Source organism: Acinetobacter brisouii CIP 110357, from assembly GCF_000488275.1.
Classification (GTDB): Bacteria; Pseudomonadota; Gammaproteobacteria; order Pseudomonadales; family Moraxellaceae; genus Acinetobacter; species Acinetobacter brisouii.
Genome location: NZ_KI530762.1, coordinates 1347052 through 1359442, shown reverse-complemented (window position 1 = coordinate 1359442; position 12391 = coordinate 1347052). Strand labels below are relative to the sequence as shown.

General features: G+C 41.1%; 13 protein-coding genes. 8 read left to right on the top strand and 5 right to left on the bottom strand.

Annotation, left to right across the window (positions count from 1 at the left end):
• The first annotated feature begins 147 nt into the window (after positions 1–147).
• Positions 148–495: a hypothetical protein gene (locus P255_RS06380; RefSeq protein ID WP_004901716.1), complete on the top strand. Its 348-nt coding sequence runs from the start codon at positions 148–150 to the stop codon at positions 493–495.
• 43 nt (positions 496–538) lie between these two features.
• Here the strand turns inward: P255_RS06380 and P255_RS06375 are convergent, their stop codons facing one another.
• Positions 539–1204: an HAD family hydrolase gene (locus P255_RS06375; protein WP_004901713.1), complete on the bottom strand. Its 666-nt coding sequence runs from the start codon at positions 1202–1204 to the stop codon at positions 539–541.
• Positions 1168–2379 carry a DUF1615 domain-containing protein gene (locus P255_RS06370; RefSeq protein WP_035365070.1) on the bottom strand — a complete coding sequence of 404 codons (1212 nt, stop codon included), beginning with the start codon at positions 2377–2379 and terminating at the stop codon, positions 1168–1170. The genes P255_RS06375 and P255_RS06370 overlap by 37 nt, the downstream gene beginning before the upstream one ends.
• A gap of 227 nt (positions 2380–2606) precedes the next feature.
• On the opposite strand from P255_RS06370, the gene P255_RS06365 reads away from it, so the two are divergent.
• Complete coding sequence (locus P255_RS06365; protein ID WP_004901709.1) at positions 2607–3413, top strand: thioesterase family protein; 807 nt, start codon at positions 2607–2609, stop codon at positions 3411–3413.
• 1 nt (position 3414) lies between these two features.
• Here P255_RS06365 and P255_RS06360 read toward each other — a convergent pair whose 3' ends face one another.
• Positions 3415–4362, bottom strand: a complete 948-nt coding sequence (locus tag P255_RS06360; RefSeq protein WP_004901706.1) for a site-specific integrase — start codon at positions 4360–4362, stop codon at positions 3415–3417.
• A gap of 194 nt (positions 4363–4556) precedes the next feature.
• Here P255_RS06360 and P255_RS06355 point away from each other — a divergent pair, with 194 nt between their 5' ends.
• Positions 4557–5603, top strand: a complete 1047-nt coding sequence (locus P255_RS06355) for a DNA-binding protein (protein WP_004901705.1) — start codon at positions 4557–4559, stop codon at positions 5601–5603.
• A 9-nt stretch (positions 5604–5612) separates the two neighbouring features.
• Here the strand turns inward: P255_RS06355 and P255_RS06350 are convergent, their stop codons facing one another.
• The gene (locus tag P255_RS06350) at positions 5613–6443 is read right to left on the bottom strand and encodes a hypothetical protein (protein ID WP_004901701.1); all 831 of its coding nucleotides are present in this window, start codon (positions 6441–6443) and stop codon (positions 5613–5615) included.
• Positions 6443–6598: a hypothetical protein gene (locus P255_RS15465; RefSeq protein WP_004901698.1), complete on the bottom strand. Its 156-nt coding sequence runs from the start codon at positions 6596–6598 to the stop codon at positions 6443–6445. Before P255_RS15465 ends, P255_RS06350 begins: the two co-directional genes overlap by 1 nt.
• Before the next feature lie 324 nt (positions 6599–6922).
• On the opposite strand from P255_RS15465, the gene P255_RS06345 reads away from it, so the two are divergent.
• The 5 genes from P255_RS06345 (at position 6923) to yddG (ending at position 12202) form a co-directional block, all read left to right on the top strand.
• The gene (locus P255_RS06345; protein ID WP_004901697.1) at positions 6923–8353 is read left to right on the top strand and encodes a cytochrome ubiquinol oxidase subunit I; all 1431 of its coding nucleotides are present in this window, start codon (positions 6923–6925) and stop codon (positions 8351–8353) included.
• Entirely contained in the window at positions 8350–9342 is a 993-nt protein-coding gene (cydB, locus tag P255_RS06340) for a cytochrome d ubiquinol oxidase subunit II (RefSeq protein ID WP_004901696.1), read from the top strand. The genes P255_RS06345 and cydB overlap by 4 nt, the downstream gene beginning before the upstream one ends.
• Complete coding sequence (locus P255_RS15680; protein ID WP_004901694.1) at positions 9335–9466, top strand: hypothetical protein; 132 nt, start codon at positions 9335–9337, stop codon at positions 9464–9466. The genes cydB and P255_RS15680 overlap by 8 nt, the downstream gene beginning before the upstream one ends.
• A gap of 107 nt (positions 9467–9573) precedes the next feature.
• A complete protein-coding gene (locus P255_RS06335; RefSeq protein ID WP_004901691.1) occupies positions 9574–11001 on the top strand; it encodes an aminotransferase-like domain-containing protein in 1428 nt (475 codons plus the stop codon).
• A 313-nt stretch (positions 11002–11314) separates the two neighbouring features.
• Complete coding sequence (gene yddG / locus P255_RS06330) at positions 11315–12202, top strand: aromatic amino acid DMT transporter YddG (protein WP_004901687.1); 888 nt, start codon at positions 11315–11317, stop codon at positions 12200–12202.
• The last annotated feature ends 189 nt before the right edge of the window (positions 12203–12391 follow it).

Below are 12391 nucleotides of genomic sequence, written 5' to 3'. Positions count from 1 at the left end.
AATTTATAAAAATTAATGTTTTTTCATAATATGATAATAAATGTAAACAAAATAGATATTTTAAGATTTTTTTAAGGTGGTATTTTTACTTTAAAACCATAAGGAAACTTGATCAAAATGGTCTGAAAAAGGTTTAAGGAGAAGAAGATGAACATGGAATATCTACACAAACCCGATTATTTTTTCTTTGCACATAAAATGGTGTTGTTTTTGGAAAAATACATCAAACAGCATCCAACAGAACAGGAAGTCACTTTCCATCTACAAACCATTTATGATTTATTTGGTCAAGACCGTGCATCAAGTACAATTAATCTGGAAGGTATTTTAAATATTGTTGATGAGTATCTAATCGATAGTCAACGTGGTATTTCAACTTTGATTCATGATTATCATATTCAGATTGATCAACATATTTTAACGATTAGTTTTCATCCACATGCAATGCAAAGTGTGATTTGTGGTGCAAGTGTATTTTTCCCAAAAGTTGCTTAACTTGATCAGATGAGCAGGCGCTCCACTGGAGTGCCTGTTATGCTCAGTGTGCTTTGCAAGGAATGCTAGGCAGGCGTCGGTCTTTGCCGACCATAAAAGGATAATGCGCTAGGCTTAGCATTTGTTTGTCTTCATGGCTGTTGCCATATGCGTAGATTTGATCATAATTTTCAAGATTGTAATAATCTAAAATTCTTAATTTTTTTTGTTCGCCACTACAATCTGGACTTATATAGTGCCCAGTCAAAATATTCTGCTGTTTTTCCGTTTCAGTACAAATCAGTCTCACATTTAGATGCTGGGCGATCGGTTGTAAGTACAAATCTAAAGATGCAGAAACAATTACTACCTCATGACCCAAATCCTGATGTTGCTTAAGCTGCGCCAAAATAACAGGATTTAAATGCTCTAATAGCTCGCGACTATATTCTGATGCCAAGCTTTCGATTTCTTGTAGGTTCTGCTGACTGAACATTTGGCTATAAAGCTTGGTACGCATCGCATGTGCAGGGTACAAGTTCAGATAATAGCCCTGAATCCACGGCAAGATTTTGATACCTTGCCGAATAATATGCATTTTCGACAAGGTATAGAAAATAAATTGCGTGAAGCTATCGCTCAGGCAAAGCGTGCCATCAAAATCGAATAGGGCGAGGGTTTTTCCCTCCTTAATCAAGATTCTTTCAGACGTTTTGCGCGATGCATGCATGTTTCGTAGCGTCCATTCACACGGCTAGCATACCAGTTGGTATTGTAATCACGGCTCAGTTTTGGCCCAGAAATCACCACTTGCGGCATAACTGCATACGGCATTTCTTTTTCAGTCTTTTGCTGATAGAGCTTAGCAATGGTTAAATAAGTTTGGGTTTTTTCAAAATTCTGAGTTTTTTCTTCCTTCAAGTCACTACGTAGCTGACGCGCTGTAATAATCACACCATTTTGTGCAAACAGCTTGCTAATTGCTAATTCAGTTGAACTTTGGGCAGATTGTACATTTTCGTTTTTATCATACAGCAGCAAGTCGCCATCTAAAGACAACTCTGAATCGGTTAATGTATTTAGTGCCTTCTGGACAGAGGCATTACGGCTTGAATACATACCCGAGTTATAGTCTGCAAAACGGTAAATCGGTTTGTCATAGTCGGCTTTGTACATCATTAAACGGTGAATACCGTAGTACATGCCGCCATATTGTGTATATAAATAATCGCGGAGTTCATTGACATTCATTCGATCTTTTTGATGATCTTGTGCATAACGCACCAAGACTTGCATGGAACCCAAAGTGGTAACCGGGTTCATACGTTCGCCAATATCTTGCCCAACCAGTTTTGCGGCTCCTGTTAAGGCACTGACATGATAATGTTTCGACATATAGTCAAAAATCTGACGATACAGAACATCAACATCCTGTTCAGTTTTAACTTTTCCAAGCTGTTTTAAATAGCTATTTTCAGGTGATGGTTGGGTTTTTAAGACTTTTTCAAAATAGCCTGCAATAGGAGTTCCCAGTGTTTCACCCAGTTTGTCGGTAAATTTTTCTTGCAGGCGCGTATTCACTTCAGCTACCGCTTTTTTACCGAGTCCTGGTACACGAGGGTTCGCAACAAAATTAGATTCTTGATCGATAATGGCGACGATCGTACAAACATTCTGTTTGGATTTCTCAATCTTGAGTTCATCCATAATGTCGCTCATATCTTTCGCCCAAGACTCACGATTACTCGCATGAGGGGGAATTAGACGTTTGATCTGTTTTTCCTGAAGGATTTTTTCATCATCTTTAGAAAAAAGTGAGTTATCACCACAAGCGACCAAACCTGTAGAAATTGCTAAGACTGTGAGAACCCGACAAATCGGTTGTAAATAAGAAGATTTATTCATGTGAGGCCAGACACTCATTACATACTAAGCCAATTTGGCGGTTTATTACGCTGATTGTAGAGAGTTTTATATCTAATGTATATATTGGCAGATGGGCATTTCTTCGGTGTGATTTGAGTAACCTTATACCTTAAATGATGAACTGGCTTGACCATTTCAGTGACTTGGTTTTTGTCGCGTAGCAACATACAATTCATGAGAATAATAAACAAAAATAGGGATTTTTTATGACTGCATATTATCAACTGTTACAGCGCCATCAAGATACACAGAAGCAAGTGACAACTACATATTATCGCTCAACGATTCATACACAGGGCGCATGGAATAGCCATGAACAGCATATGGCACCTGCAACAGGGATTTTATGTGCTGAGCTAGAACAGTTTTTTCCGCGTGAAAATATGCGTATAGGCCGGATTAGCCTCGACATTTTTGGTTTAATTGCTGCGGGCGAATTTGTGATTCAGACACAAGTAATTCGTGCAGGAAAAACCATTGAGCTGATTGAAGCGCAAATGCAGGCACAAGGTAAAACCTGCATTGTAGCGCGGGCGTGGCGTATGCAGACGCTGGATTCACGTGCCATTGCAGGTCTGGAAGATGACAGTATTTCACAGCCCGAACATAGTTTGCCTGAAGAACGTTTAAAACAATGGCCAGGGGGCTTTATTGAAAGTGTAGAAGTTAGAACACATGCATCACTAACCCGCGCAGGCAAAGGCATTGTTTGGCTCAACACACATATAGAAATGATTGAAGGTCATGAAACCAGTGATTTTGTACATTTAATGGGATTGGTCGATACCGCAAATGGGATTGTCCCTCGACAAAAAGAGCAATTTTCTTGGTCATTTGCCAATCTGGACCTGCAAATCCATTTACACCGTATGCCTCATGGTCGCTGGCTAGGGCTGGAAACCGTGCAGCAATACGGCGAAGATGGGATTGGGTTGACCAGTTCGATTTTGCATGATGAACAAGGGCCGTTCGGACGTAGTGAGCAAATCCTGACTTTAAGACCGCTAGCTTAAACTAACCATCATTTTTAGTTTCCAGCCAATTCTTGGAAAAGCCTTGAAAAGGATTGGCTGCTTCTACATAACGTAATGCCGAGTTGACATTTTTCCAGCCCACATACTGCATCAGCGTTTTGACATCCCAGCCACTTTGGCTTGCCCAGTTGGCAAAACCACGGCGTAATGAGTGGGTACTATAACTTTCAGGTGTTGCAATTTGCGCTTGCGTGAAAATTTTGCGCAGCAAGGGCAACAAGCTATCGATATGCAAACCCTGATCAGACAACTTGCCATAACGATGAATCCCGCGATATACAAAGCCTTCCGTTAAACCACTGATCTCGATCCAGTCAGTATAGGCTTGTACAGGACAAAGCCGCGCCAAAGCAGGCACCTGAAATGTTTGCCCCTGAAACTGTCGGTCAGTTTTACTGTAGGGCAAAAAGCATTGCATGCCTTCTTGAGGGGAAACCTGAATATTCTCAACCTGTAAACGGGTCAGTTCATCGCCACGAAAACCACGCCAAAAACCCAGCAATAATAAAGATTTATCACGTTTTAAACGCATTTCCTGTGCGAAATTTCCCTGTGCTTGCTGTACACCAATTTCTCGATCTAGATAATTCACTACCTGTTCAAGCTCTAGGATTTGTAAAGGTTTTGCCTGTTTTTCCTGAGCGGGATGTACCGCTTTGATGCCACGAAAGACCTGCTTGACCAGAGGTGCTTTGGTTGGATCAGGAAAACCTTGATCGACATGCCACTGTGAAAGTGCAGCAAGTCTTTGTTTTAACGTGTTAATTGATAAGATTTCAGCATGATCTGCCAGATACTGAGCGATGTTGTCCGCAGTCGCAGGCAATAAACCTTGCCATTCCACTTCATAGTGTCTAAGCGCGGAAGCGTAACTTTTTCGGGTATTTTCCCGTGTCGCAGCCTGTAAATACTGATCCAGACGGTTCATTTTGCGTTTTTAGCTCCAATATCGCTTGCATACCGAGGTGTAATACCAAATTTCCCTCATTTTGCCCAAATGACTATAACACAGGATAATCCTTAATTATCCTGCTTTTAATATCAAATTAAATTTAAATAATGGTGTTTATTTTTATTATGTTATTATGTATTACATAATACATTATGATATTCAGGTGTAACATGTCTCGTACAGGTCTCAGCAAGCAGCAAGTCAAGAAAGCCCGTGATACTTTGTTAGCACAAGAAAAATATCCATCTGTTGATGCTGTGCGGATTGAACTCGGGAACACAGGCTCCAAAAGCACGATTCATAAGTACTTAAAAGAACTTGAAGAAGAAGATGAGGATGTGATTACACAACCCTCGATTAGTGAAACGCTACAAAATTTGGTACAGCGACTTTCCGAGCAGTTGCATCAGGAAGCACAAGAAAAAATCAATGTTTTTCAGGAACAAATGCAGCAACGTGAAGCAGAACAACAACAGCAGATTCAGAATCTAAATACGCAATTGACAGACACTCAGGCAGAACTAGAGCAGAAAAATACTCAGGTGGATGAACTGATACAGACTCAGCAACAACTTCAACAGAAGCTGCAACAAGAAACTATATTGCGCAATCGTTTAGAACAGCAAACCACGGATTTAAATGCCTTACTTGAACAAAATGAACAGCACCATTTGGCGTTAGAAGATAAATTTCAACATGCCCAACAAGCATTGGAGCATTACCGAGAGTCAGTCAAGGAACAGCGTCAGCAGGATTTACGGCGTCATGATCAGGCAGTGCAGCAACTACAGACTGAGATTCAACAGTTACAGCAAACTATTGTGATCAAAAACAATGAGCTGTCTGTATTGCACACGGAACACACCAAACAGACTGTATATCTGGAACAGCAGCAGAATCAAGTACAACAATTACAGCAATCAAACCAGCAACAGCAAGATGAACTGACTGATTTAAAGCAAGAATATATACAACAGACACAAACATTTTCAATGCTGAAGCAGCAATTTCAACAGCAGCAAGATACGTTAGAGCAAGCTGAACATATACACCAGTCATTACAGCAGCAGCTTGAGCAAACCCAAGGAAAGCTTAAACAAACGCAGTCAGAACTCTATTTGCAACAGCAGTTTTCTGAGCAGTTACAGCACTTGCTACAACAGTTTGCAGTCAAAACACCTGATGCAGTAGTACAGAACAAGCCTGCTGATGGCTGAATAGCGTACTCAGCCATGCAATGCATTTTGTGAAAGGGTCTGAATATACTCACTATAGACCGACATTTTTTCGAAGATGTGTTCACTGTAGAACATGTCTTCAATTAAGCGGGTATTTTGTTCTAGCTTTAAACTGTCACAGCGTTTGAGTAATTCAGCATTTTGCTGAGAAAAATATTCGCATAACGCCATATATTGCGAATCTTTATGTTTAAACAGCAATTTTTTGAGTTTAATTTCGGTTGCCACAGGAACTATCCATTCCGATTGTTGCTGCTTGTGAATCGGGTGGATATGGATTTTGAGAAACCGCTCAATTTCCGTAATTGCCTGCGTATTTAACTGTGTGGTATCGGTAATGAGAAACACATGCTTGAGGTCAGGGCGACACAAGGCGCGCAGCAAGCCTAACTGCAACATTTCCGCATCAGAGTAAGTAGATTCTCTAATATCTAAATACATGTGCATGGCATCAAGTGCATAGTCTGCCTTGATCTTGTAGTCGACTTGCCCAAAACGACCCAAAATATTTTCAATCATGGGAGTGTTAAGTGTGCTGTAGATACAAGGCTTGTTCAGATTGGCAAAAATAAATGGGCTAAATACATATCCCAGATTGGCATCCTGTTCCTGTACTGCATCCTGAATGATGTAATGCAAATTTTGCCGTCCAAATGCCCGAACGACTTTTGCCCGTAAAATCGCACCTTCCAGATTCATGTATTCCATACTCAGGCGATGCTGAACAGTTTCCGAAAGATGCTCTAAATTAAAAACCCGTGGCAAATGCTGTAATTCAGGCGTGATGAACATGAGCGGTTCTCGTGTGCACTGATTCATTATTTCATGTCCGCACCAACGGCGAAGACTACACCAATACAAAACAGGACAGTATATAGCGCAAACCAAAACAGTAAGTTTTTAAAGGCTTTGTCTGAAATGCTGCTGTCGGCGTACTTTTGTACTGGTTTTTTGTTTTCATCATCGTTGTTCATGTGCTGATTCCTCAATAGAACTTTTGAATCTATTTTGAGAAAAATTCTGCCTCTTGAGTAGATACAAATCTGTTCTAAAAAACTATAACAGATGAGCTGTTATTTAAAGCTAGATACGGTGCAAATGAGTTAATCAATGATTTATTGAAGCTTTTTGACCATTCATTTGCTGAATTCTTTTTAAAACTGTTATGGTTTTTCTATCTTATTTTGTATCTAACAATTCAACAGGGCGCTCTGCATCATAACAAAGTCATCATTTACAGAGCATCTGTTATGAATTTTTGCAATGTATTAAATACCTTCGTGAAGTAGAGGGTGATTATGGATTTTGGTCTGAGTGCTTTTGCTTTGGCAAGAATGCAGTTTGCCTTTACTGTTTCTTTTCATATTATTTTTCCTGCGACTTCGATTGGTTTAGCCTGTTTCCTTGCGGTTCTAGAATGGAAATGGCTACGTAGCCGCAACCCGTTGTATCAGGATTTGTTTAAATACTGGTTGAAAATTTTTGCGGTGGCATTTGCCATGGGTGTAGTCTCTGGCATTGTCATGGCGTATCAGTTTGGTACCAACTGGAGTGAATTTTCCCGAATCGCAGGCAGCGTGACTGGCCCATTACTGACTTATGAGGTGTTGAGTGCCTTTTTCCTCGAAGCGGGCTTTTTAGGCATCATGATGTTTGGCTGGGGTCGAGTTGGTGAAAAAGCTCACTTCTTTGCCACTCTAATGGTCGCAATTGGAACGTGTATTTCCATGTTCTGGATTTTGTCATCAAACAGTTGGATGCAAACGCCGCAAGGCATTGCCTTGGAACATGGCATTTTAGTGCCTAAAGACTGGTGGGCGATTGTCTTTAATCCAAGTTTTCCTTATCGCTTTGCGCATATGGGTATTGCTGCATTTTTGGTGTCAGGTTTACTGGTGACAGGTGCATCAGCATGGCATTTGTTCAAAGGGCGGCGCGATGCTTTAGTCAAAACCTCATTTTCAATGGGCTTATGGATGGTGTTGTTGACGTCCAGCCTACAAGTTCTTGTTGGTGATCAGCATGGTTTAAATACCTTGCACCATCAACCTGTCAAACTGGCAGCGATTGAAGGGCATTGGGAAACCAATCACCAAGAGCCAATGCCACTGTTACTGTTTGCTATTCCTGACATGCAGCAAGAAAAAAACCATTTTGAACTGGGTGTCCCGTATCTGGGTAGCCTGATTTTAACCCATGAAATGAACGGCGCTGTGACAGGTCTGAAAGATTTCCCGCGTGATGAACGTCCAAATGCATTACTGGTGTTTTGGAGTTTCCGTGTCATGGTGTCGATGGGCATGTTGATGGTACTGATGTCTGTACTAGCACTCTGGTTACGTTATCGTCAACGTTTATATGACAGTCGTGGCTTTCTACGCTTTGCGATGTTGATGGGTGCAAGCGGCTATATTGCCTTACTGGCGGGGTGGGTCACTACAGAGGTTGGACGCCAGCCGTGGGTGGTGTATGGGTTGCTGAAAACCATTGATGGTCTGTCGCATCAGGTGACTGCACCACAGGTTGGTCTAAGTCTGACGCTTTTTGTGGTGGTGTATAGCATTGTGTTCGGCAGTGGTTTTTATTATCTGTTCAAACTGATTCGTAAAGGGCCGCAGCATCAAACCTTGGAACATCAGGAAGCTGCGGGTGTTGGGCATTTTAAAACCCCTATGCGTCCTATGAGTATGCTCGATGCCGAAGATCTCGATGAGGAGAAAAAATCATGATCGATTTGTCATTAATCTGGGTCGGGATTATTGGTCTTGGGGTTTGGATCTATGTGGTTTTAGATGGTTTTGATCTCGGTATCGGGATTTTATTTCCCGTAGTTGCTGAGAAACAGCAACGCGACGTGATGATGAATACCGTTGCACCCGTGTGGGATGGTAATGAAACGTGGATGGTTTTAGGCGGTGCAGGGCTATTTGCCGCGTTTCCACTGGTATATTCGATGGTGCTGTCGGCGTTGTATTTGCCCATTATGTTTATGCTGGTTGCACTGATTTTTCGTGGTGTGGCATTTGAGTTCCGTTTTAAAGCACATCGCAGTCGTTATTTGTGGGATCAGGCATTTATTTGGGGATCGGTACTTGCCAGCTTCTTTCAAGGCATGATTTTAGGTGCTTATATTCAAGGAATCCATCCACAACAAGGTGCGTGGGATTGGTTGACTCCATTTTCTGTTTTTACAGGGATTGGCGTGGTACTGGTCTATGCCGCTTTGGGTTGTGCGTGGTTGATCATGAAAACCGAAACTGATCTTCAGCAACACATGTATCAACTTATGCCTAAACTATTATGGGCATTGTTGGTCATTTTCCTTGGTGTGAGTATCTATACACCCTTGCAACATGCTGAAATTGCAGCACGCTGGTTTAGTTTGCCCAACCTGTACTATTTGAGTCTGGTTCCTGTACTGGTGCTTTGGGTCAGTTATCAATTGTATCAAGCTTGTCTGCATCAACAGGAAAAACAGCCATTTATCTATATGTTGGCGTTGGTTACACTCGCCTATGTTGGTTTTCTGATTAGCCTGTGGCCGAATATCATTCCGCCATCTATCACGATTTGGCAGGCGGCTGCACCATATAGCAGTCAACTGTTTGCACTGATTGGGGCATGTATTTTATTGCCGATTATCTTAGTGTATACAGGTTTGGCGTATTGGGTGTTTAAAGACAAAGTGCGAGTAGGCGATGAGGGTTATCATGACTAAACGACCGCAACTCAAACAATGGCAATGGTTTATTGTATTATGGCTATTCGGCTTTTTGAGTTTGGCTGTCATTGCGGGAATTTTCCGCAGTTTACTGCTACTTGCCAAAGCCAATTTGCATTAAAACAAGAGCGTGACTTCTTTTGTCGATGTGTTTTTTCTGAAAAGCGTAAAGCACGATGAAAGAAGTCAATAATCATTTTTTCAACATTGGGTTTGTCTTGATAGTTTATGTATAAATCAGAACAATTGGCGCGTAGCATACGGGCACTTATTGAAAATGGTTCATGGCAAGCCCACAGCAAACTTCCATCCTTGCGTGAACAGGTGCAGCGTTCAGGCTTTAGCTTAATGACGGTGCTGAACGCCTATCAGGAGCTTGAAGCGCAAGGTCTGGTCTATTCCAAAGAAAAATCAGGTTATTTTGTTGCTGGGAATCTGGCGACACAAGCACTGGCGCATCACCCCGAAACCAAACTTAATGCACATATTGAGATTAACTCTCAGGTTTTTAACTATTTAAAAGCCACACAGGATGAGGAGATTGTACCGCTAGGTTCGGCATTTCCTTGTTCGGACTTGCTCTATAATGCCAAGTTGATGCAAATTATTGCTCAACATGCCAAGCGTAAACGTAGCTACTTAAATTCTGACAGTATGCCGCCAGGTAATCTTGAACTCCGAAAAATTATTGCGAGTCGCTATAGTCTGCAAGGCATTCCAACTGATGCTAATGATATTGTAATTACTTCAGGCGCATTGGAAGCGCTTAATCTTTCACTGCAAGCGCTGACTCAAGCAGGCGATTATATCCTGCTGCAACAAAATATTTTCTACGGCGCATGGCAGGCAGCAGAACGTCTCGGTTTAAAAGTCATTACCATTCCTGAGCATCCGCAGCATGGTTTTGATCTGGTTTCATTTGACGCGGCACTGAATAAATACCCGATTAAAGTCTGCTGGCTCATGCTCAATTCGCATAATCCGATTGGCTTTACGGTCAGTAATGAGATTAAATTTCAAATTGCCAAATTGCTGCATGAACATCAGGTGTATCTGATCGAAGATGATGTCTATCAGGAGCTTTATTACGGCGCACAAAAACCGCTACCGATGAAGTACTTTGATCAGCATAACTATGTGTTGCACTGTTCTTCATTTTCCAAAACAATAGGCATGGGGACTCGAATCGGGTGGGTTCATGTCGGTAAATTTTCCAATGCCATTCAGCATTTACAGATGATGAGTACATTATCTGCTAGTACCTTGGTACAACACGCTCTAGTGGATTTTTTACCTAGTCATCATTATGAAAAACATTTGCGGCAACTGCGGCTGCAACTTGAGCACAATAAACAGGTATTTTACCAGTTTTTAAAAGCGCATTTGTCTACGCAATGTGAGATTTATTATTATTCCAGTGGTTATTTTTTGTGGGTCAAATTGCCTGAACATGTAGATAGTATGTCACTGTATCGGCAATTGCTTGAATATAAAATTGCCATTGCGCCAAGTAGCTTATTTCGTTTGAACACCTTGACACAGAATTTTATTCGAATTAATTGTTCATTTAATCTGAATGAACGGATACAGCAGGCATTAGCGCAATTAATCTGTTGTATTCAACAAGCTATAAATCATCGGTCTGACAGTCGTTAATCACACTTTTACGCTACCAAGAAATTTATGTTTGACATTAAAGGTGTATTTATTATATACTTTATCCTTCTAAAGAATACTTACGCTGTAGTTTTTTAGTTTTAACCACATGGTTTCGCGACTATGTGGTTTTTTTATGCTGAAAAATAATTGCCTGACTTGAAAGGATTAGAATTGACCTGAGCTAAGCACTCAATATATAAAGATTTACTACCCATTTTACGCTATCTAAGTTTTGTACACATGCATGATTAAATTTTATGGGTTTATTTTCTCCTCATCTTTATCAGAAATTTTATAAGTGGCTTAAATCATGATAAGCAAAAGAAATGCAACGCTGATTGGCTTGATCGCAGTTTTTCTATGGAGCTCGATTATTGGGCTGATTCGTAGTGTTAGTGATTCGCTTGGCGCTACGGGAGGCGCGGCCATGATTTATAGTGTTGCCTCAGTATTTCTGCTACTTAGTGTTGGTTTTCCAAAAATTCGTGAATTTCCCAAGCGTTATCTGATTTGGGGTAGTGTTCTGTTTGTCTCTTACGAGGTGTGTCTGGCATTATCGATTGGATATGCCAATACTCATAGGCAAGCCATAGAAGTGGGGATTGTTAATTATCTGTGGCCTGCACTCACCATGGTCGCCGCTATTTTTTTTAATCATCAAAAATCCAATCTATTGATCATTCCAGGATTTATTATTGCAATCTCTGGTATTTGCTGGGTGTTGGCTGGTGATCAAGGCTTGGATTTTCCGAGCATGCTGTACAATATACAAGATAATCCGTTGAGTTATGGTTTGGCATTTATTGGGGCATTGATTTGGTCGGGTTACTGTACCGTAACCACGAGAATCGCGAATGGTAAAAATGGTGTAACCTTATTTTTTATGCTCACCGCCAGTATTTTGTGGGTGAAATACTTTATTTTGGCGGCTGAACCAATGCATTTCAGTGTATCTGCTATTGTCTATTTAGTTTTGGCTGCTGCAGCAATGGGGTTCGGCTATGCTGCATGGAATGTTGGAATCTTGCATGGCAATGTCACCGTTCTTGCGGGTGCATCGTATTTTATTCCTGTGTTTTCTTCTGCACTTGCAGCGGCGGTCTTGCATACGCCGTTATCACTTGCATTTTGGCAAGGCGCTGCGATGGTATGTGCGGGATCTGTTTTATGCTGGTTTGCTACACGGCAAAAATCCTGAGAAATCACAGTATGGACGTATAGATTTCAGCGTGTTGCTGGAATCTTCAATTTATAAAAACAATGTAAACCAGACTAAAAGAAAAAACTGATGTAACGCTGTTGCTTAATAGGTGATCGCAAAATTTTCTCAGGTCAATTTGCCAAAACATTGTTTTGATGTGTGAGATATGATCTGGGAATTTTTCAT